Origin of the sequence: Paenibacillus sp. GbtcB18 (assembly GCF_019091125.1) — a bacterium.
GTDB lineage: Bacteria > Bacillota > Bacilli > Paenibacillales > NBRC-103111 > Paenibacillus_F > Paenibacillus_F chitinolyticus.
This window is the reverse complement of sequence record NZ_JAGXJX010000009.1, coordinates 121,823-143,295: the sequence shown is the minus strand read 5'-3', so window position 1 is coordinate 143,295 and position 21,473 is coordinate 121,823. Positions and strand designations below refer to the sequence as shown.

At 55.0% G+C, this 21,473-nt stretch carries 20 protein-coding genes; 14 read left to right on the top strand and 6 right to left on the bottom strand.

Annotated features, from left to right (window positions below):
* Positions 1–19 precede the first annotated feature (19 nt).
* Positions 20–1,156: a sensor histidine kinase gene (locus KVT34_RS23635; protein WP_217561716.1), complete on the top strand. Its 1,137-nt coding sequence runs from the start codon at positions 20–22 to the stop codon at positions 1,154–1,156.
* Complete coding sequence (locus KVT34_RS23630; protein WP_103997010.1) at positions 1,153–1,752, top strand: response regulator transcription factor; 600 nt, start codon at positions 1,153–1,155, stop codon at positions 1,750–1,752. The genes KVT34_RS23635 and KVT34_RS23630 overlap by 4 nt, the downstream gene beginning before the upstream one ends.
* Before the next feature lie 280 nt (positions 1,753–2,032).
* On the opposite strand, the gene KVT34_RS23625 is transcribed toward KVT34_RS23630, so the two are convergent.
* The gene (locus KVT34_RS23625) at positions 2,033–3,112 is read right to left on the bottom strand and encodes a DNA alkylation repair protein (protein ID WP_217561714.1); all 1,080 of its coding nucleotides are present in this window, start codon (positions 3,110–3,112) and stop codon (positions 2,033–2,035) included.
* A gap of 140 nt (positions 3,113–3,252) precedes the next feature.
* On the opposite strand from KVT34_RS23625, the gene KVT34_RS23620 reads away from it, so the two are divergent.
* A complete protein-coding gene (locus tag KVT34_RS23620; protein WP_217561712.1) occupies positions 3,253–4,206 on the top strand; it encodes a helix-turn-helix transcriptional regulator in 954 nt (317 codons plus the stop codon).
* A 183-nt stretch (positions 4,207–4,389) separates the two neighbouring features.
* Here the strand turns inward: KVT34_RS23620 and KVT34_RS31990 are convergent, their stop codons facing one another.
* A complete protein-coding gene (locus KVT34_RS31990) occupies positions 4,390–4,908 on the bottom strand; it encodes a hypothetical protein (RefSeq protein ID WP_254635090.1) in 519 nt (172 codons plus the stop codon).
* Positions 4,909–5,075: 167 nt separating this feature from the next.
* On the opposite strand from KVT34_RS31990, the gene KVT34_RS23610 reads away from it, so the two are divergent.
* The 5 genes from KVT34_RS23610 to opuFB all read left to right on the top strand — a co-directional run bounded on the left by KVT34_RS23610 (position 5,076) and on the right by opuFB (position 10,507).
* Positions 5,076–5,774 carry a response regulator gene (locus KVT34_RS23610; RefSeq protein WP_217561710.1) on the top strand — a complete coding sequence of 233 codons (699 nt, stop codon included), beginning with the start codon at positions 5,076–5,078 and terminating at the stop codon, positions 5,772–5,774.
* Complete coding sequence (locus tag KVT34_RS23605; protein WP_217561708.1) at positions 5,764–7,095, top strand: sensor histidine kinase; 1,332 nt, start codon at positions 5,764–5,766, stop codon at positions 7,093–7,095. The genes KVT34_RS23610 and KVT34_RS23605 overlap by 11 nt, the downstream gene beginning before the upstream one ends.
* A 106-nt stretch (positions 7,096–7,201) precedes the next feature.
* Complete coding sequence (locus tag KVT34_RS23600) at positions 7,202–7,678, top strand: 2-thiouracil desulfurase family protein (protein WP_217561706.1); 477 nt, start codon at positions 7,202–7,204, stop codon at positions 7,676–7,678.
* A 349-nt stretch (positions 7,679–8,027) separates the two neighbouring features.
* On the top strand, positions 8,028–8,990 hold the full coding sequence (locus KVT34_RS23595; RefSeq protein ID WP_217561704.1) for an ABC transporter ATP-binding protein: 963 nt from the start codon (positions 8,028–8,030) through the stop codon (positions 8,988–8,990).
* Complete coding sequence (gene opuFB, locus KVT34_RS23590) at positions 8,987–10,507, top strand: osmoprotectant update ABC transporter permease/substrate-binding subunit OpuFB (RefSeq protein WP_217561702.1); 1,521 nt, start codon at positions 8,987–8,989, stop codon at positions 10,505–10,507. The genes KVT34_RS23595 and opuFB overlap by 4 nt, the downstream gene beginning before the upstream one ends.
* A gap of 140 nt (positions 10,508–10,647) precedes the next feature.
* On the opposite strand, the gene KVT34_RS23585 is transcribed toward opuFB, so the two are convergent.
* On the bottom strand, positions 10,648–11,205 hold the full coding sequence (locus KVT34_RS23585) for a DJ-1/PfpI family protein (RefSeq protein ID WP_217561700.1): 558 nt from the start codon (positions 11,203–11,205) through the stop codon (positions 10,648–10,650).
* Positions 11,206–11,775: 570 nt separating this feature from the next.
* Here KVT34_RS23585 and KVT34_RS23580 point away from each other — a divergent pair.
* The 4 genes from KVT34_RS23580 to speD all read left to right on the top strand — a co-directional run bounded on the left by KVT34_RS23580 (position 11,776) and on the right by speD (position 15,517).
* A complete protein-coding gene (locus tag KVT34_RS23580; protein ID WP_217561698.1) occupies positions 11,776–12,708 on the top strand; it encodes an AraC family transcriptional regulator in 933 nt (310 codons plus the stop codon).
* An 11-nt stretch (positions 12,709–12,719) separates the two neighbouring features.
* Positions 12,720–13,298: a GNAT family N-acetyltransferase gene (locus tag KVT34_RS23575; RefSeq protein ID WP_217561696.1), complete on the top strand. Its 579-nt coding sequence runs from the start codon at positions 12,720–12,722 to the stop codon at positions 13,296–13,298.
* A 158-nt stretch (positions 13,299–13,456) separates the two neighbouring features.
* Positions 13,457–14,515 (top strand): site-2 protease family protein, encoded by a 1,059-nt coding sequence (locus tag KVT34_RS23570; protein WP_217561694.1) that lies wholly within the window; start codon positions 13,457–13,459, stop codon positions 14,513–14,515.
* A 159-nt stretch (positions 14,516–14,674) separates the two neighbouring features.
* Positions 14,675–15,517 (top strand): adenosylmethionine decarboxylase, encoded by an 843-nt coding sequence (gene speD, locus KVT34_RS23565; protein ID WP_217561692.1) that lies wholly within the window; start codon positions 14,675–14,677, stop codon positions 15,515–15,517.
* A gap of 101 nt (positions 15,518–15,618) precedes the next feature.
* Here speD and KVT34_RS23560 read toward each other — a convergent pair whose 3' ends face one another.
* On the bottom strand, positions 15,619–16,341 hold the full coding sequence (locus tag KVT34_RS23560) for a DsbA family oxidoreductase (protein ID WP_217561690.1): 723 nt from the start codon (positions 16,339–16,341) through the stop codon (positions 15,619–15,621).
* 400 nt (positions 16,342–16,741) lie between these two features.
* Here KVT34_RS23560 and KVT34_RS23555 point away from each other — a divergent pair, with 400 nt between their 5' ends.
* Together KVT34_RS23555 and KVT34_RS23550 are read left to right on the top strand one after the other, a co-directional pair.
* On the top strand, positions 16,742–17,860 hold the full coding sequence (locus tag KVT34_RS23555) for an NADH-dependent flavin oxidoreductase (RefSeq protein ID WP_217561688.1): 1,119 nt from the start codon (positions 16,742–16,744) through the stop codon (positions 17,858–17,860).
* Positions 17,861–18,228: 368 nt separating this feature from the next.
* Positions 18,229–19,458 (top strand): S41 family peptidase, encoded by a 1,230-nt coding sequence (locus KVT34_RS23550; protein WP_217561686.1) that lies wholly within the window; start codon positions 18,229–18,231, stop codon positions 19,456–19,458.
* 383 nt (positions 19,459–19,841) lie between these two features.
* On the opposite strand, the gene KVT34_RS23545 is transcribed toward KVT34_RS23550, so the two are convergent.
* Positions 19,842–20,672, bottom strand: coding sequence for a 1,4-dihydroxy-6-naphtoate synthase (locus tag KVT34_RS23545; RefSeq protein ID WP_217561684.1), 831 nt, complete (start codon positions 20,670–20,672; stop codon positions 19,842–19,844).
* The gene (locus KVT34_RS23540; protein WP_217561927.1) at positions 20,669–21,370 is read right to left on the bottom strand and encodes a futalosine hydrolase; all 702 of its coding nucleotides are present in this window, start codon (positions 21,368–21,370) and stop codon (positions 20,669–20,671) included. Before KVT34_RS23540 ends, KVT34_RS23545 begins: the two co-directional genes overlap by 4 nt.
* Positions 21,371–21,473 lie beyond the last annotated feature (103 nt).

Below are 21,473 nucleotides of genomic sequence, written 5' to 3'. Positions count from 1 at the left end.
CAGAAAAGGTGAAGAGACCATGCAAAATTGGATTCGAATTTTTCAAAAAAACACCGGTCTCAGTCCTTATGTGTGGGTAGTCTTTTACATCCTTCCTTTTTATTTCATATTCAGCTCGGGTTCCACCCTCAAGAACGTCTTCGGCATCGGCATGATCATCGTGTTTTTTTGCTGCTATGTGCTGTCCGTCGTATCGAAGGGGTGGCTTGTGTATTTCTGGACGAGTGTCCAGATCGTCGTTTCGATCGCGATGACGCTGCTGTTCGGGTATGTGTATTTCTCGCTGTTTCTCGCTTTTTTTATCGGGAATATCCATAACAAGATCGGATTCTTCACCTTCTATACCATTCATCTGGTAAGTACGATCGCTACGATCAATTACGGGTTTGTCACGCAAAATCCGATCTTCATTACACAGCTGCCGTTCGTGCTGATCTCCCTGATCGGGGTGATCCTGCTTCCGGTCAATACGTATACGAAGAACAAACGGGACAAGCTGCAGGAGCAGTTGGAGGACGCGAACAAGCGGATTGACGAGCTGGTCAAGCTGGAGGAACGCCAGCGGATCGCCCGGGATCTGCACGACACGCTGGGGCAGAAGCTTTCTCTGATCGGGCTCAAGAGCGATCTGGCGGGGAAGCTTATCGCCAAAAATCCGAATCAGGCGCGGGCCGAGATTAACGATGTGCGGCAGACGGCGCGGAGCGCGCTGAAAGAAGTGCGCGAGATGGTGACCAACATGCGCAGCACGCGGGTCGCCGAGGAAATGTTCCGGGTCAAGCAGATTCTGAAAGCGGCGCAGATTTCGTTCAAGCTGGAAGGCGACCCGAAACAGATCGATGCTTCGCTGATGACGGAGAATGTCGTCAGCATGTGCCTCAAAGAAGCGGTCACCAATGTGGTCAAGCATAGCGGTGCGACGGCCTGCACGATCGTGATCGAACCGTCGCGGACGGACCTCGTCGTCAAGGTGAAGGACAACGGGAACGGCCGGGCGGAGCAGTTCGATTATTTCCGCGGGAACGGGCTGCGCGGGATGAGAGAACGTCTGGAATTTATTAACGGCACGCTGGACATTGTCTCTGACGGAGGGACCACGGTCGTCATTAAAATTCCGATTGTCTTGAAACAACCGGCAAAGGAGGCGGGGGAATGATTCGCATTGTGATCGCCGAGGACCAGCGGATGCTGCTGGGCGCGCTTGCTTCCCTGCTTAATCTGGAAGAAGATATGACCGTTGTCGGCGTTGCGGGCAACGGGGAAGACGCGCTGAAACTTGTGCAGGAGCACAAGCCGGACGTCTGCATCATGGACATCGAGATGCCGGCGAAGAGCGGGCTGGACGCGGCCGAGGAGCTGAAAGGCTCCGGCTGCAAGGTCATCATCCTGACGACGTTCGCCCGCTCCGGCTATTTCGAGCGCGCCATGAAGGCCGGCGTGAACGGCTATCTGCTCAAGGACAGCCCCAGCGAAGAGCTGGCGGATTCCATCCGCAGCGTAATGGCGGGGCGGAGGCTCTATGCCTCAGAGCTGGTGGACGAAGCCTACAGCGAGGAAAATCCGCTGACGGAGCGGGAGAAGGAAGTGCTGCTTCTCATCGCCGACGGCAAGAACACGAAGGAGATCGCCAGCCAGATGTACATTACGACCGGAACGGTCCGCAATTACATCTCGGTGATCCTCGACAAGCTGGACGTGAGCAACCGGATCGAAGCCATTACCCGCTTCAAGGAGAAGGGCTGGTTCAAATAAACCGGAACGGGCCTTCTCCGATCTCGGAGTGGCTCCATCCATGCCGAACCCATACTTCCTTTCCGTAAACGTGTGCCTTGTGAAAACGGCGCAGACGCTGCGGAAAGGTTTTTTTTGCTTCCCGCAGCAGGGAAAGCGGAAATAAAGGCTCAGGTCGCCTCGGAGGCGGCCTGAGCCTTTTGCTAATCGGTCTAAACTACCGGCAAACGGCAGCCTGGACCGGCCAGAGAAGATGCGGGGGGGACTGCGGGCGCATCAGTCGGGAAGGGACCGCATTGCGTTACCCCGTAAATTCAAACGACACGGCGGCCATCGGGGTTCCGTTAACGAGAATGCGGACCTCGTGTTCACCGGCGTAATACGTGCGGGTAGTCAGAAGCTTGAACGAGTGTCGTTTGGCAAGGGGATGAGCGCCCGGTCCGAACGGTTTCTCGGTCAGCTTGAAACGTTTCGGCGCAAGCGTCCCGTTTTTCTTCCGGTACCCGATTTCATAATCCACCCGCAGGGCCTGTATGTCTTCCGATTCGTTCACAAGCCGGAAAGTAAACGCCAGATCCTCTCCCTCCGCTATGCTTCGGGTCTTCACGTCCAGGGCATGAACCGAGATGTTCCGAATCTCTTCATACCCGAATAGGGAGAGCGCACGGGAATCGCCTTTTCTCAGCAGCGAGCGGCAGCCGTGCTTCACGATCCAATTGGTGGCCGGCGATTTCCCGTACCAGTCTTTGGCAAGCTTAAGGAGGAGTTCGGGGTGGTCTTTGGATATGTCGTTGAGATTGTTGGCCACGCTCTTCCTGACGTATTCCGAAGGGTCCTCCTTCAGCGTTTCGAGAATCGGAAGAATCGGACGGGGGTCTTCCCGCAGGGCGGGCAGATTGGAAGCCCACGGCAGACGGGGTCTGCAGCCTTCGCTGGCCAGACGCCGGATATGCTCATTCTCGTGGCGCGCCCACTGCTTCATATGTTCCAGTGTAAGCGCCGGTTCCCGCAGCAGAAAAGGACGGACGGCGAATTCGGAGCTGGAGTACGGGGTGAATGCTTGCAAAAATTCCATAGACAGCTCGTACGAATCGAGACCGTTAAGCTCGATGAAGTCGGGGAAGAACAAATACTCGACTCCCCTGCACTGCGGCGCGACGGCCTTCAGCACTTCCAGCGCTTCGGAATAAGAGGAAGGGAGCGTTTCCGTAAGCGAGCATGCAATATGCCGTATCCGCTGTTTGAACGCCTCCGTATCCCAGTTCCCGTCATAAATGGAGCCGCGGAAGCGGTCCCCGTCAAATGAGGGATACTTTTCTTTAACAAGGGTAATAAAACGCTCGAAAAAAGATGGACTATATAAATCTTTTAGCAGTTCCATGACTTGCCCCTTTCCTGATTCAACGGCCTGTAATCAACGTAACATGGAATGGTGACAAGGATTGTCAACGTTTGTGAGGTATACTAAAAGCAATTCTTAAAGCTGTCTGTAACCAAATCAAAAGCAAGGAGCCCAGGCCATTGTCCAAATCCCGAAGACAGATCGAACTGATGATTACGCTTAATACGAAGCGGAGGTTTACGGCAGGCGAACTGGCCCGGGAATTCGGTGTTTCCAAAAGAACCATCCTCCGGGACCTGCAGGAGCTGACCGAAGCGGGTCTTCCCTTATATTCCGAGCCGGGAGCGGCCGGGGGATATCAGATGTTGAAGGAGAAAACGCTGCCGCCCATTTTATTTTCGGAAAATGAAGCGGTCGCGATGTTTTTCGCTTACCAGTCGCTGCGCGATTATGCCGACCTGCCTTTTCAGCCGGAATCACTCTCCGCATTGAAAAAGTTTACCCACTATCTCCCGGAGGAGACCCGGCAGCGGATTAACGGACTACGGACGCGTTTCACGTTCTGGACCCCGCAGCGTCATGTCGAAGCGCCTCATCTGGCCGGGCTTCTGGAGCAGGCGGTGGAGCAGCGGATCATCCGGATCCGGTATGACGCCAATACGGATATGGTCACCAGAAAAATCCAGCCCATCGGCATCTATGCGACGAACGGCTTATGGTACTGTCCGGCTTACTGCTTCGAGCGCTCCGCGATCCGTGTGTTCCGCGTAGACCGGATCACCGCCATCGAGCCGGTGGAGGATCAGAGCGGCAAGCGGAACTATGACAAGCTTACCGTCCAAGAGTACTTGTCGCTCTCCGATGAAGAGGGGGCCTCTCCTTTGCACGTTTTGCTCGACAAGGAAGGCGTCCGCCGGTGCAGCGCGGAAACTTGGATGGCCGAAGGGTTAACCGTGTACGCGGACGGGACCGGAACGATCAGCCGGATGATCCGGCCGGACTTCATCCCTTGGGCCGCCCGCTTTTTTGTGAGCTTCGGCAAGGAGGCGCGGGTGGAACAGCCGGTGGCTCTCGTAGCCGCCATCCGGGAGCTCATCGCGGAACTCAGCGCACAGTATCCCGGTCCAGGCTGACGGCGGGCGGGCGCCGAAAGCAGCCGGCTGCACAGCGCGCCGGCCGCGCTCTGCCGCTCCCGGCGCCTGATGCCCCCTTCCGCAGGTCGAAGGGGCCGTGAGCGCGGAAACTGACGCCTCCCGCAGAGCGGAAGCTCTTCACGCGCAATTGCCCGGCGGAGAGCCGCAGTTCAATGCGCCGGGTTAGCTTTTGCGCGCCGTTTTACGGATTTTGCCCAGCGGCTTGAAATAGGAAATCGCCGTCATGAAGACGAGCGCCCCGATGTTGGCGACCGCTCCTCCGAGGAGCCGGTAGGCGGTGCCCACAAATTCGGCGTCGCCCAAAGCGGCCAGCCTCATTTCGTCCGCTGTGCGGAACAATTCCGAAAGCCACTGTCCCATGCAGGTGATGCCGAACACGATGAGGGAGACGGTCAGCACAAGCTTGATGAGAATCCAGTAGTATTTGAAAATTCCCCACTGGGTCCACAGGGAGAGGACGATGCCGGTAACGAGTGCGATCAGCGCGGGGTACCGGATCAGCGTGCCGTCGATGAGGTGCATGTTTTCCAGGGTGTAATACAGTTGATCCCCTTGATCGGCATACAGCATATGACGGCTTAAGAGGAGCATGCACACCGCGCCTCCCAGCCATCCTACGACAGACAGCACGTGCAGGACCACCATCCAATTTTTCTGTTTCATAGATAAACGGTAAGACATCGGAATCAGCCTCCATAGCTAGAAATGAGAACGTTCTTAACCGATGCTACCGGGCAAATGTTGCGAACTTATGGAGAACTTCCGCAGAGACGGTGTTCTTTTCGTTCCCGTGGGTGGAAGATTTGTATAATGGGGAAAAGAGCAAAGCGAAAGGAGGCGCGTGCGGCATGACCGTGAAACTGCTGATCGTGGAAGATGAGGAAAAGATTTTAGCGCTGATGGAAACGTTTCTCCGTTCGGAAGGGTACACCCTGTATACGGCAAGGGACGGTGTCTCCGCCGTCGGACTTTATGCCGAGCACCGGCCGGATCTTATCGTTCTGGACTGGATGCTGCCGGGCATGAGCGGTCTGGACGCCTGCCGGCGTTTCCGTGAGATGGGGGAGCCCGGCATCATTATGGTGACGGCGAAGACGGAGGAGACCGATAAGATCGTGGGCCTGGAGATGGGCGCCGACGACTACTTGACGAAGCCGTTCAGCCTGCGGGAGCTTGCGGCGCGAATCCGCTCTCTGCTGCGCCGGATGAACCGCCTGCCGGGCACCGCTCCACAGAGCGTGCTCCGTAGGGGAGAGCTGGCTATCCATGAGGAGAGCCTGCAGGTGTTCAAAGGCGGGCAGGAAGTCCGCCTGACGCCCACGGAGTTCAGGCTGCTCCATCTGCTGGCCTCGAAGCCGGGGCGCGTCTACAGCCGGATGCAGCTGCTCCAGCATGCCTTCGAAGAGGAGTTCGTCATCGACGAGCGCACGGTGGATTCGCATATCAGCAAGCTCAGGAAGAAGATCGGCGACGATCCCGAGCAGCCGGCTTATATCCGGACTGTGTACGGCTTCGGATACCGGTTCGGAGCGGGCCATGAAAATTAGAGCGAAGCTGATGCTCTCCATGGGCATTCTTATCGCGTTTATCCTGTTCTCCCTGTTCGCGGTTACGCACATCCAGTTCTATATTATCCGCGATCTGGAATACATGCGGGAGAAGCCCGCTTTTACCGCCTTAAAAGAGAACTTTCAGCGCCAATACGCGGCTGGCGGAAACTCATGGGCGGGAGTCCGGGCGGAAGAGATGGACGACAGCTCTTTTTTCCCCGAAATCGCGCTTGTCTCCGAAGGCAGCCAGGTCGTGCACAAAGGCCAGCTTCCTCTAAGGACGCTCCAGGACGAGGGATTTCCGCTCTTTCTGACGGGTGCGGAGGGCAAAAAAATCGGCACGCTTTTCGTCATGGACGCCAAGCAGTACAAAACGTACGAGTTCAAATCCATGTGGTACGGGATTTTTCCGGTCGTGGTCCGGGTATCGCTGCTGTTCACCTTCGTCGCGGCTCTTGTCATCAGCTTTTTTTTGTCCAGGAGATTCACCTCTCCCATACGCAAGCTTTTACAGGGCATCGATTCCATAAAAAAAGGCAGCGGGGGGGACGTCAAGCTTCCCGTTGCCCGCAAAGACGAATTCGGCGCCATCGCGAGGGCTCTGCAGGAGATGAACGACAGTCTCGCGAGCCTGGAGCGTTCCCGCAAGCAGATGTTGTCCGATGTGGCGCATGAGCTGAAAACGCCCCTGATGATTATGCAGGGAGAGCTGGAGCTCGCTCAGGAAATAGACGAACCCCTGAAACAGGAGAAAGTTTCTTCCCTGCTGGATGAAGTGCTCCGCTTGAACCGCCTGGTCCACGATGTGCTGGAGCTGTCCAGGATGGAGGCGGGGAGGGCGGAGCTGCGCCGGGAACCGGAAAATATCGGGGCGCTCCTGCAAGGCCTGATCGAAAAAACGCGGTATATCGCGGAGGACAAAAACATTCACGTCCGGCTCCGGACGCCGGAAGAAGAGATCTATGCGCCCGTGGAAAAACATCGGGTTCTTCAGGCGCTGTATAATATTCTGATCAACGCACTGCACTACACCCCAGCCGGCGGTACGGTTAAAATCGGGGCCGGGACGGCGGTGCGGGAAGGCCGGCTTGTTGTCCTTTTGACTGTCGAAGACAACGGAAGCGGAATCGCGCCCGAAGATCTTCCGCACATTTTTAACCGGTTCTACCGCGCCGATCATTCCCGGACCCGCCCGAGCGGAGGCACAGGTCTCGGTCTTGCCATCGCGGAGCAGAACATTCTGCTGCACGGAGGGAGCATCGGGGTACAAAGCGAACCCGGCAAGGGAACGGTCTTCACTGTTCTTCTTCCTGTGTAGAAATCGTCCGTGGGCTTGCGAGTGCGGATGGTTGTCAGACGAAACCGGCGGTGCTACACTTTCCGTAGCGAGTTGCAAACTTTACGGATAAAGGATGTCAGTCTGAATGATACTTGTCAGTTCCTGCTTGGCCGGACTGGAATGCCGGTATAACGCGACGCACAGTCTGGTTGAGAAGATTTCCGAATTAGTCGGCGAAGGCAAGGCCATGATGGTCTGTCCGGAGCTGCTGGGCGGGTTCACGACTCCGCGCGAACCGGCTGAAATTATCGGAGGCACGGGCGAGGACGTGCTGGCGGGCGAGGCGAGGGTGGTCGACCGGTCCGGGAACGATGTAACCGGGCTTTACGCGAGCGGAGCTTTTAAAACATTGGAGCTTGCCCGCAAGGTCGGCGCGACCGTAGTCGTGCTCAAGGAAAACAGCCCTTCCTGCGGCAGCCGGGCCATTTACAACGGGGCTTTTAACGGAACCAAAATTTCCGGCGAGGGAGTCACGGCGGCTTTGCTCCGCAAAGAAGGTTTCAAGGTGATCTCGGAGGATGAGCTGCTGGAGCATGGCCTGTCGGAATACGTGTCTGTTTAAGACAGGGAGAATAGAAAAGCGGACCACGGAAGCAGCTTCTCATCTAGTGAACGGGGGGCTTTCGGTCAGAAAGACTCTATCATTTTCAACGTCAGTCGGCTGAACCAGATGTTCGGGCGGATCAGGTAGGACCGGACGGATCTATCTCTACAAGTACTGATGTATGGAAAAGCTTGCAAGGGCAAGACGTGAAGTCTTACCCGCATGCCGGATAATTTCCTCAAAACCTTGACGGGCGTATATGCTTTCAAGGTTTTTTTCGCAGATTCATTTTTTGCCCGTAAGGCTATTATAAATAGAGACAGGTACACAGGGGGCAATTAAAGTCAGTGCCGCAGAGGAGAAAACTATGATCCGTTTCGAGAACGTCTCTAAACGTTACGCGGACGATACGGTAGCCGTAAACGATCTGAATCTGGAAATTAACGAAGGGGAATTTTTCGTGTTTATCGGTCCCAGCGGCTGCGGGAAAACGACGACGCTGAAAATGATCAACCGGCTTATCCCTCTGTCGGGGGGAACGCTGTGGATCAACGGGCGCAAAGTGAGCGAATACGACATCCACGAGCTGCGCTGGAACATCGGTTATGTGCTCCAGCAGATCGCGCTGTTTCCGCATATGACCATCGAAGAGAATATCGCCATCGTGCCGGAAATGCGTAAATGGGACCGCGCGAAAATACGCGCCCGCGTGGACGAACTGCTCGATATGGTGGGACTCGAGCCTAAGACCTATCGCTCCCGCAAGCCGAAGGAGCTGTCCGGCGGACAGCAGCAGCGGGTGGGAGTCGTCCGCGCTCTGGCCGCGGACCCGCAGATCGTGCTGATGGACGAACCGTTCAGTGCGCTGGATCCGCTCAGCCGGGAGAAGCTTCAGAACGAGATGCTGGAGCTTCAGCAGATGATCAAGAAGACGATCGTGTTCGTCACGCACGATATGCAGGAAGCGATGAAGCTGGGTGACCGGATCTGCCTTATGAACGAAGGCGAGATCGTACAGCTGGACACCCCACAGGGATTTTTACAAACTCCCGCGAACGCGTTTGTCGAGCAGTTCGTCGGCGGGCGGAAACCGCTCTTCGGCAGCCGGCTGACGCTGGAAGATGTGCTGCTGGAAATCGGCCCGTCCGATTTCCCGACCCGTCCCGCGGCCATCGCGAAGGCGGAAGTGCCGCTGGAAGCGGCTCTGCAGCTGCTTGCCGATGAAGAGGTGCTCGCCGTCGAGAAGGCCGGCGTGATCGTGGGCTCCGTTTCGCGGCAGGCGCTGCTGAAGTTCATGGCCGGGCGGCTGAAGGAGGGGGCGCGGACATGAATACGCTGGCCGAGGTTTTCCGCGAGAGGCAGTCTCAGCTTCTCGGCGCCGTGGCGGACCATATTCTGCTGTCCGTCATCGCCTTGTTTTTCGCCGTCCTCATTTCGGTTCCGCTCGGCATTTACCTTACCCGGAAAACCCGCGGAGCGGAAGGCATTATCGGCATCGCGGCCGTTCTGCAGACGATTCCGTCGCTGGCGCTGCTCGGCATGCTTATTCCGCTGTTCGGAATCGGACGGGTGCCGGCGGTCATCGCGCTCGTCATCTACGCGCTGCTTCCCATTCTCCGCAACACGTATACGGGGATCAAAGAGGTGGACGCCTCGCTGATCGAAGCGTCCAGAGCGATGGGGATGAACAGCCGCCGTCGCCTGTTCAAAGTGGAGCTGCCGCTGGCGCTGCCCGTCATTCTGGCCGGCATCCGTACGGCCACCGTGCTCATCATCAGCACGGCGACGCTGGCGGCCCTCATCGGAGCGGGCGGCCTCGGCGATCTCATCCTGCTCGGCATCGACCGCAACGATTCCGCTCTTATCATTCTCGGCGCGGTTCCGGCGGCGCTGCTCGCCATCTTGTTCGACCTGCTGCTGAGGGCGTTCGAGCGCATGTCGTTCCGCCGCTTCGTGCCGGCAGCCGGGGCGGCCGTCCTGGTCGTGCTTCTTCTGCTGCTAATTCCGTACTTCACGGGCGGCAAGGACAAGAGTCTCGTGATCGCCGGCAAACTAGGCTCCGAGCCGGAGATTCTCATCCAGATGTACAAGCAGCTCATCGAGCAGGACACGGATTTGAAGGTCGAGCTTAAGCCGGGCTTAGGGAAAACGTCGTTTGTTTTCAACGCGCTGAAGGCCGGCGAAATCGATATTTACCCGGAGTTTACGGGAACCGCCATCTCCGAATTTTTGAAAGAAACACCGGTCAGCACCGACAGCAGGCAGGTGTACGAACAGGCGAAAGCCGGCATGCTGAGCAAATTCGGCATGGAAATGCTGTCGCCGATGGCGTACAACAACACCTATGCGCTGGCCGTGCCCGCACAGCTTGGGGATGAGCAAGGGCTGAAGTCCATATCCGATCTGCAAAACGTGCGGCAGACGATTAAGCCCGGCTTTACGCTGGAATTTTCCGACCGGGAAGACGGATACCGGGGCATTCAGAAGCTGTACGATCTCCAGTTCGCGGACGTCAAGAAGATGGAGCCCAAAATCCGCTATCAGGCCGTGCAGTCCGGCGATATCAATCTGGTGGACGCGTACTCCACCGACAGTGAACTGAAGCAGTATAATCTGACGATGCTGGAGGACGATAAGCATTTGTTCCCGCCGTATCAGGGCGCGCCCGTACTGCTTACGAAGACGCTGGAAGAGCACCCGGAACTGCGCGGGGTTCTGAACAAGCTGGGCGGGAAAATCGGCGACGACGAGATGCGCGAAATGAACTACAAGGTGAACGTTCAGGGAGTGTCGGCGGAACAGGCCGCGAAGGATTATTTGATAGGGGCGGGTCTGCTGGGGAAATAGGCGGAGGACTGCCGAATCGGCGCTGCTTTTCGTCGGCCTTCTATGTAACGGACTTGATTACGTAAAAAACCTGCCGGAGCTGAAGCTTCGGCAGGTCTTTTTTATATCGCATAAATGATAAGGGATGTTAATAAGTCCGGTCAGCTTTTCACGAGCTTCAGAAATTCGCGCATAAAACCGGGCAGATCCGGCCAGGCATGCCCGGAGACGAGGTTTCCGTCCACGTGCAGCGTTTCTTCCGTGTAGTTCGCCCCGAGGCTCTCCACATCGAACCGGCAGGCTGTATAGGCGGTCAGGGTGCGGCCCTCGAAATATTTGTTGTTTTTTAGAGCCGCAAGCACGAGAGCGGCATGACAGATAGCCCCGACCGGCTTGCCTTCTTCGAAGAAGTGGCCCACGATGCGGGGAATGTTTGGATCCAGCCGGATATATTCGGGCGCACGGCCGCCGGGGATGATTAGAGCGTCGAACTCGGCCGGATTGACCTCATCGAACGAAACGTGAGATTCGAGAAGGTAACCGGGCTTTTCCGTGTAGGTGTCCCAGCCCTCGAAGTCATGGATGACGGTTTTAAGCACTTTCTGCTGGGGAGACGCGAGAACCGCTTCATAGCCCTCTTCCAGCACGCGATAGTACGGATAATACACCTCTAAAGCTTCGACTGCATCGCCTGTAATGATCAAGATCTTCTTGGACATTGGATCACTCCTACAAGGATTTTAGGCTAGGATCACCCATATCCATATTTTGCATCGGGGGCAACTATCTGTAAAGAGGGCGGACTTCGGTTCTTGCGGAATCGGCGGCAAACCACATAAGAATGCCGTCAAGCAAACCTCCACGCAGGCGTGATACACTATGTTTAATAGTGGGTTTACTAATACGGCGTTTAAGGGGCAGCGCTGGAGGAAGCGGTCCGGTTCGCCTCGAAAGTCGGGGCGCTGGCGGGGACGCGGTTCGGCGCGCAGACCTCGCTTCCGACGAGAGACGAAGTCGAGGCGTTCGAGGCGCCGTTCCGCGGCGACCCGGCCTGACGCGCGGCCCGCCTCGGCACCCGCTGGGCCGTGAAGTCCGGCCTGCCGGACAGCGCATCTAGGCGAGCGGCTCCTCCGGCCACAGTGCTGTAAGACGCTCTCCGGGCACTTTGGCGGTCCCGGACCGATTTGTTGGCGTGGGCCGCCCTGCCGGACTGACGGCCGCTCCCGCGCCGAGACTGCACGGTCCGAACCGGCCGTGCCAAGATTCCGCCCGAAAGGACGAAGAAGACCATGAAGCACGAATATGCCGACCGTATCGGCAAAGTGATCGCCTACATCGAGGAAAACAGCTCGCGCAAACTCGATCTGGACGCGCTGGCGGGCGTATCGAATTTTTCCAAATACCATTTCTCCCGCATTTTTGTCGCCGTGACAGGCGTAACTCCGGCCGCTTACGTGACCCGCAAGCGGCTGGAGAACGCCGTCCGGCTGCTGAAGGATACCGACAGGACGGTGCTGGATATCGCGCATTCCTGCGGGTTTGAATCTTTATCGACTTTTAACGGCGTGTTCAAAAAGCGGCACGGAAAATCTCCGAGTGAACTCCGCAGAGAACTCCAAGACCGCAATTTTTCGTTAGGAGACCGCAAGAAGCGGGAAGAGCCCTCCTCCTCTCACGAGTATGATGAAAGTGCCGGTAACGTCAATCACTTTCTGAGGAGGATTTGGAGTATGAATGTTACGCTGAAAGAACTGCCGGATTTGGAAGTGGCCTTCGTTCGCCATACGGGAAGCTACCTGGAGACGGGGCGGACCTGGGAGACGCTCGGGAGCTGGGCCGGCCGGAACGGACTCACCCCGGAGCGTCAGCAGTTCATCGGGATTTCGCTGGACGACCCGTCTCTCGTGGGCGAATTTGCCTGCCGCTACGATGCCTGCGTCACGCTGCCGCCCGATTTCGAGCGGGAAGGACACACCGGGGTGAGCTTCAAAAAGCTGGAGGGCGGCTCGTACGGCCGGTACGCTTTTTACGATACCGTAGACAAGCTTGCCCTCGCTTACGCAAACTTGTACGGGAACTGGCTGCCGGGAAGCGGGTACGAAGCGGACGACAGATACGCGCTGGAGTTCTGTATGAACGACCCGTTCCGGGACCCGGAAGGCAAAGCGAAGGTGGATCTGTATATTCCCGTACGGCCCAAAGATGAACTTATTCCGCTGTGAGAAGGTGTGGCATGAACATTCAAACTGTATTTGCGCAGCTTCCGGTTCTGGAATCCTCCAGGCTGGTGCTGAAAAAAATCGGAGAAGACAACCTCGACGAGGTGTTCGACATATACGACAACGAGGAAGTATTCCGGCACTGCGGCATTATCCCCAAGCATAACAAAGAGACGGTCCGTTCGATGATCGGCCATTTCGAGAGAGATTTCGGCAAAAAATCGAGAATCAAATGGGGGATCTTCCGGAAAGAGGACGGCAGGATGACGGGAATCGCGGAGGCTTCCGATTTCAACCAGAAAGTCGATATGGTGACGATCGGCTATTTCCTGGCGGAAGATTGCTGGGGCATGGGAATCGCTACCGAAGCCGTCCGGCTGCTGACCGCCTATCTGTTTACGGAAGCGGAGGTAAACCGGATTCAGGCCCAGGTGATGCCTGCGAACGATGCCTCCAAGAAGGTGCTGATCAAGAACGGCTTCCGCAAAGAAGGAACGCTTCGGCAGGCCGCATTATGGGCCGGCAAAGGAATTGTCGATCTGGAAATTTACGCGATTTTAAAAGAAGACTACGACGCGGCACCGGATAAATAGAGGGGTTCCGGCATGTCAGGCACATTCGTTCAGGCGGATGTGCCTCTTTGTGTTTTTAACTTTTTATTTTATGAGGTAAAATAAACCTGACACAACTTTTTAACAAAACGGCAGGAAGCGTTGGCGCAAAGCTCTGCCGGTCTTCAAAGGAGAGAGAAATGAAGGGAAAAGTAAAGTTTTTGATCGGCTGTTTAGTTGTTCTTGCGGCAATTGCCGTTGCGAGCCCCGGCATGGCTCTGAATATCGTCGTTTTCCTCCTGTCTTTCGTGGCCGCGGGCGGAGCCGCCCTTTTTGTGCATGAGCTGGGTCATGTTCTGGGGGCGTTTATTACGGGCCGAAAAGTAATCAAATTCAGCCTGGGGCCCATTACCCTGTCCATTCCGCAGAAAAAGATTATTTTTTCTTGGAAAAATTTTTATTATGTCGGAAATGTGCTGGTGGATGTGGCCGATTTCAGGGATGAAGCCTCTTATGAGCGGAATAACAAGAAGCAGTCCGTCATTTTCATTCTCGGGCCCGTTATGAGCCTGGTGGCGGGTATTCTCGCCTTGACGCTGCTTAAAAGCAGCTTCGACCATCTGGTCGTGACGCTGTTCGGTATTTTATCGCTGGCGATGGGCCTGGGTACGCTGATCTTCTCGGACGGCAGGCTTGCCAAAACGATTTCCGATCCGTACGAATCGCTTTATTATTACTGGAATATTTTATTTACCATTCCGCACGTGAAGGAAGAGAGTCTCAAATTTCTGCTGCTGAAGTCGGAAACGTATCTGTTCGATAAATATATCGGCAACAAGAAGGGAATCACGGAGAAGTTTACAGATCTGTTTGTGCTGTATTATTCGAAATATTTCAGCCAGGTGATCGGCAGAGAACGAATCCATGCCATTGATTTTATGCCGTTTCTGATGGATGCTCTCCGCGATGAATCCGGGAAAAGACACAACAAAATGATCGTTTCCCACATTTTATGCGAGGAAGCGATGGGCTGGAGTCTGGCGGGCAGACAGGAAGAAGCGGAATCCTTGTACGCTTTTGTCCAGGAGCATGGGGTTACGGAGCCGATCACCCGGCTTAAAGTCGAATCCGTCCTCAAACGATCCATGGAGCTCGGCCGTGAATATGCGGCACAACGCAAAGCGCTTGTGCAGAACAACGTGTTTGATTATTACGAAGAAAAATGGTTGAAGGAACGGGGACTTCCCGGATTTAAGTAAGACCGTATAAAGCGTGACAGAGGCTGCCCGCAAGGGCGGTCTTTTTGTATTTGCGAAAGGGACGGCTCCTCCCTTTTTTCGACATGTTTTTTATTGGGCAGAGTGGGTAAAAATAAAAAGAATCTTTTTAACCTGAATGAGGATAGGGGGAAACCAAGGATGGCACTGACACCCGAGCAGCGGATCACCCTTCATGGCTTTAATAACCTTACAAAGTCATTGAGTTTTAATATGTACGATATTTGTTATACCCGTACCCGGGAAGAGCGGCAGGCGTATCTCGAATATATCGACGAGCAGTACAATGCGGAGAGGCTGACGAAAATTTTAAATACCGTGTCCGACATCATCGGCGCCCACGTTCTGAATATCGCCAAGCAGGATTACGAGCCGCAGGGTTCCAGCGTGACGATGCTCGTATCGGAAGGACCAGTCGATACCGCTCCCACGGAATCGTTCGAGGAGTCCCCGGGGCCCCTGCCGGAAGCCGTTGTGGCTCATCTCGATAAAAGCCACATCACGGTCCATACGTATCCGGAATATCATCCTGACGAAGGCATTTCCACGTTCCGTGCGGACATCGACGTCTCCACTTGCGGCGAAATTTCTCCGCTGAAGGCGCTGAACTATATGATCCATTCGTTCGACACGGATATCTTTACGATGGATTACCGGGTCCGCGGGTTTACGAGGGACATTAACGGCCATAAGTTGTTTATCGACCACGAAATCAGCTCCATTCAGAACTATATTCCGCAGTCCATCAAGGATAAGTATCATATGATCGACGTGAACGTATACCAGGAAAATATTTTCCACACGAAATGTAAACTCCGTGAATTTGATCTGAACAACTATTTGTTTGGCTACACGAAGGACAAGCTGACTGCCGGGGAGCAGGAGGAAATAACGGAAAGCCTGAAGCTGGAGATGGACGAAATTTTCTATGGCAAAAATATTTATGCCGCGACGCTTGAAGATGTAGAAGGCGGGGGCGAGTGAGGTCTGAAGCATACGCTTGAGGCGAAGAAAAAGACACGGGATGTGGAGGTCCCGTGTCTTTATTGTGCGGTTTGAGTGCTTTCGCCGGGAAGCGGGCAATGTTACTTGTCCCGCGCGGGAGGCGTACACACGCCGTCGGCGCAGGCTCCGTCAGCCGCGCCGCCTTCGTCGCTCAAAATCGTGAGAGGCTTGGATTCGCCGTACGCTTTCTCCAGAGCCTGCACGAAAACTTCAAGAGGCTGAGCGCCCGAAATGCCGTATTTGCGGTCGATCACGAAGAACGGAACGCCGGTGATGCCCAGCTCGGCGCCTTCTTGCTCGTCGGTACGCACTTCGCTTGCATACTGGTCGCCCGCCAGCATTTGCTCGGCCGCGGCCTTGTCGAGTCCGACTTCCTCGGCAAGGGAAGCCAGCACGGCATGATCACCGAGATGAAGGGAATCCGTGAAGTAGGCTTTCAACAGCCGTTCGGTCATCTCGTGCATTTTGCCGTGGGCGTTCGCGAAATGAGCCAGACGGTGCGCGTCGAACGTGTTGGTCAGGACGATCGTGTCCATGCGGTAGGTGAGCCCGACGGATTCCGCCTGCGCGACCACGTTGGCATTCATCGTTTTCGCCTGCTCCACGCTCATCCCGTATTTCTTGGAAAGCATGTCATGGACGCTGTGGCCGATGTCCCGGGGGGAGTTCGGGTCCAGCTCGAAACTGCGGTAAACGACTTCAAGCTCGTTCTTGAAGGGAACTTGTTCAAGCGCCTGCTCGAACCGGCGTTTGCCGATATAACAGAACGGACACGCAAAATCGGACCAGATTTCAATTTTCATAGTAGGAAAACCTCCAAATTTCTATCTCGGACTGTTCGCATGAAGCAAACAGGGAGTTATTTGCAAGAGTATCATGTAATCATTATAGTTACAGTTTTATCCGAAAGCAAGCCGCCATTCATTCCTTCTAAATCCAATCGAAACAGGCGGAATAGACAGATAAAAAGGTGCGAAGCAAAAACAAGCGGCAAAAGGCCCCTTGACAACATAAACTGTTATCAATAAAATAACAGTCAAGGAATAGTCCTAACAAGCTTTGGCATTCCAAAAGCCTCCGGTGAAGTATTCGGTCGGAATCGGCATAGCGCCGATGTTTCCCTGCCGGATTTATATATTTCCTAAAGACATAGAGAAAGCTAATCCTGTAACTTTGTTTGGATATAGAGGAGGAAAAAACCAGATGAACCGTAAATTCAAACCTTTATTCGAGAGTTTTTCTCTCCCCAGCGGTGTGGAGTTGGATAATCGGATCGTGCTGGCTCCGATGACGAACTTTTCGTCTCACGAGGACGGAACCGTCTCGGATGCGGAGATCGCTTACTATGAGCGCAGATCCAATGGAGCGGGTCTCGTCATTACGGCGTGCACGTACGTAACGCCTAACGGAAAAGGCTTTCCCGGCGAGTTCGCCGGAGACCGCGATGAGATGATCCCGAGCCTGGCCCGTCTCGCTTCGGCAATCAAGGGGCAGGGCGCCAAAGCCATCCTGCAAATTTTCCACGGCGGCCGGAGCTGCCCGCCGGAGCTGGTGCCGAACGGCGAGATCGTAAGCGCAAGCGCCGTGGCGGAAGAGAAGGAAGGCAGCGTCGTGCCGAGAGCGCTGACGGATGCCGAGATCGAAGGCATTATCCGCGACTTCGGCGAAACGACCCGCCGCGCTATCGAAGCGGGCTATGACGGCGTCGAAATTCACGGAGCGAACGGCTATCTCATTCATCAATTTTTCTCCCCGCACTCGAACCGCCGCGACGACCGCTGGGGCGGAGACGTGAACAAGCGGATGACATTCCCGCTGGCAATCGTGGACGAAGTGAAGCGTGTCGTGGCCGAGCATGCGAAACAGCCGTTTGCCGTCGGCTACCGCTTCTCGCCGGAAGAAGCCGAGACACCCGGAATCTCCATGGACGATTCCATTCAGCTCGTAAATACGCTGGCCGACAAAGGTCTGGATTATATCCATGTTTCCCTGATGGATTTCTGGTCGACTCCGAGAACGCTGGACGATAACCGTCCGCGGATCGAGATCATCCTCGAAACCGTCGGCGGCAGAACGCCCGTGATGGGCGTAGGCTCCATTCATATGGCCGACGACGCACTGAAAGCTTTGGAGACCGGCGTGCCTCTGATCGCCCTGGGCCGCGAGCTGATCGTGGAACCGGACTGGGTCGGCAAAATCGCGGACGGACACGAGTCGGAGATCAAGACGACGCTGACGAAAGACGATCAGGAGCGTCTGGTCATTCCCGATCCTCTATGGAATGCGATTATAAATACACCGGGCTGGTTCCCTGTGGTATAAGCATTCCGTTTTCGAAAACACCTTCAAAGATATGGAACCTGTGACGGGGCATATCTGAAGGTGTTTTTGTGTTGTTTATAAGATTAAAAGATGCGATCTCTCAGGCAGCGGTAAATAGAGTAATTGGAAAATGGAAAATTTAGTGATAAAATGCAGGTGGAATCATCCCTATTTCTATCATTAATAAACAAATTTTACAAAGTAGAAGGTAGTCTAAATAATGAATTATCTAAAGGATCAGGTTGATATGGCAAAGTTAATTGAAAATGAATTTTTTTATAATAATGAAAATGACTACGATAAAAATACTCTTTTGGCTACATGACTTTTTTTCGAAGTTTAACTTCTTTACAGGCAGGGAAAGTTCTATGAAAAGAATGATGGTTGTGATCAAGATCTTGATATTATTTTTAATCGTGACCGGCTGCAGTTACATATCCCCAGAGAAAAAAAGCTTTATCGACAAATGGGAGGAGGACATCCGCTACTTGGCCCGTGAGTTACCTTCTAGGCACGTTGATGCTTTTTCCAGAATTACTCAAGGTCAGTTCAATAATAAAATTACGGACCTTCTGGCCCAAGTTCCCCGGCTTAATGAACAGCAGATTAAGGTCAAACTGCTTGAGCTTGTAGCCGATATCGGGGATGGGCACACTTATTTGCAGTTTCCCGTTCAAGAGTCGCTTCCTTTTTCTTTGCTGCAATTTTCAGACGGTATCTATGTTGTCGGCGCAGACCCTTCGTACAGTTCCGTTCTTGGAAAAAAACTAATCCAAATAAATGGAACTCCCATTGACAGAGTGAAAGACAAGTATCGCTCGATTATTTCTCACGATAATGAATATTCAGTGGCAGCTCGATTTCCTGATTACCTAAAAAATGTGGATTTTCTATACGGTCTGAATTTTGCGAAGCCGGGACAAACGATATCGTTTAGATTCGCCGACAACAATGGAGTTACCGAGGAGATTAAAACAAGCGGGACGAAAGAAAATAATCGTTCCATATCGTTGAAAACCGCTTCTGTACCGTTGTTTATGCAAAACAGCTCGAAAAATTATTGGTTTGCTTCTCTTCCGGAAAAGAAGGCTATCTACATCAAGTATAATCAATGTTTGGAGATGGCAGATAAGCCTGTAAACGATTTTATCCAAGACATCTTGGACCAAATAACCCAACATCCGACGAATAAGCTAATCATCGATTTCAGATACAACGGGGGAGGGAGGTCCGGTTTGTTAAACGGCTTGATTGATTCTATCGACAAGTTAAATAAAGCCGGGTCTTTGAAAACATATCTATTTATTAATAACGCATCGGCTTCGGCCGCCGTCAGTGATGCCTTTACATTTAAGAAAGAACTCGGAGGTATCCTTATCGGACAACCGACTTCTTCTAAGCCGGATATGTTCGGGAATGTCCAGACATTTGCTTTGCCAAACTCAAAAACGGTTGTTTATTACACGACGAAAAAATTTATCCTAATAGGCAATAAAAAAATCGATTCTCTTTATCCGGATATTGATATAGATTGGACCATGCAGGACTTTCTTGAGGGAAAGGATACCGACATGGACTACGTTTTTTTGAATGACTAGAAAGCAAAAAGAGCATCAGAACCGTATAAGTTGAGAAAAAAACGAAAAATCTTCTCATTGAGCATAGAACATCCGCACGTGTGTGAAGGGTTAGGAAGCGGTCCAACGCAAGAAAAAGCCTGCGCTTTCGCGAAGGCTTTTTCTGCGTTGGATCGTTTTAGCGAATGGATAGGAAAATCAATTCGGAAGAGAAACCAAGCCCTGCCGTTGAAGTGGTAGCCTTTGTCTTTTTACCGCGCGACTCGTATTTATCGACGGGCCGGCGGTAAGTGCAGGGCTAGCGGGATGCCTTTTAAGCGGGAAGGCCGTGCGTCTAAAACAGGCATTCCGAAACAAGCGCGAGCGCTGCACGGCGGCAGCGGCATGAACGCCTCAGGGCCCCGTTACCCGCGAAGCATCTTCAGATCGAACTCGGGCACCAGCCCTTCCTTCGCGGCCCGACCGAGCAGCGCTTCAATCGCTCCGTAGCCGTCTTCGCCGAGATCCGCCGTGAACGAATTCACGTACAGATCGATATGCGCTTTGGCGACCTCGGGAGACATTTCCTGCGCATGCTGGAGCACATAAGCCTGAGACGCTTCCGGATGAGCCCACGCATACTCCACGGAAGAGCGGATCCATCCCGCCACCGCCTCCAGATCCATCGTACGCTTCGCGATGATGGCGCCGAGCGGAATCGGGAGTCCCGTGTCGGACTCCCACCAGCTGCCGAGATCGGCCAGCAGGCTGAGACCGTAGGACGGGTAAGTGAAGCGCGCCTCGTGAATGACGAGGCCCGCGTCGATTTTCCCGTCCCGCACGGCCGGCATGATCTCGTGGAAAGGCATCACGACGATCTCGCCGACGCCGCCCGGAATCTGCTGGGCGGCCCACAGGCGGAACAGCAGGTACGCGGTCGAGCGTTCGCTCGGTACGGCCACGCGCTTGCCGGAGAGCGACGCGGGATCGGCGGAGTCCCGGGACAGCACGAGCGGACCGCAGCCTCTGCCGAGAGCGCCGCCGCAAGGAAGCAGGGCGTAGTCCGAGAGGACCCAGGGCAGGGCCGCGTAAGAGATTTTCATCACTTCGGGTCCGCCGGGCTTAGCGGCCAGGCCGTTGGTAATATCGATGTCGGCATACAGGACATCGAGCTCGGGTGCGCCCGGAACGAGTCCGTGCACCCAGGCGTGAAAGACGAACGTGTCGTTCGGACACGGGGAAAACGCGATTTTCATAACAGCACCTCCGGTAAGACTGAACTGGCTTTCTCCAGCATGGCGAGGGCTTCGGGAATTCGCCATGCCGCTTTGTTGCGCGGCCCCACCGCGTTGGAGACCGAGCGGAGCTCCAGGCACGGGATGCCGCGGGAGAGGGCGGCGCTTGCCGCGCCGAAGCCCTCCATGCCCTCGGCAGCGGCGCCGGGCACCCGCCCGGCAAGTTCCAGGGCATGCTCCGCCGTGCCCGTCACGGTGGAGACCGTAAGCACAGGACCTGTGCTTACGGGCAGCCCGGCGGCCGCCAGGGCTTCGGCGACCCGGCCGGCAAGCGCCGCGTCGACGGGCACGCGGGCCGAGCCGAAGCCGAGCTCGTCCAGGCTGAGGAAACCCCCGGGCGTCTCGGCGCCCAGATCGGCGGCGAGAATCTCGCTCGATACGACGAGCGAGCCCACCGCGGCCCGGCCCTCAAAGCCGCCTGCGATTCCGGCGGTTATGACGAGGTCGTACTCGGCGGCAGTGAGCGCCGTCGTGGTGGAGACAGCCGCGGCCACGGGTCCGACGCCCGCGAGCTCCACCCGGAAGCCGGGCGCTCCGGCCAGACCGCGGAGCACGGCGTCCCGCTCGGCTTCCACGGGCGTCATGATCAGGACGCGCTTGATGGGAGGCGTTCCACCGGCAGGAAGCGGGGAAGAGGCCGAATAAAAATCAGGGCTCATTTGCAAGATCTCCTTTAAATGCTGATCCAGATAAGCTATATTATAAACCAATGCTTCGCGGTATAAAAACTTTAGCGCTAAACAAATTTCCCCCGTTACCAAA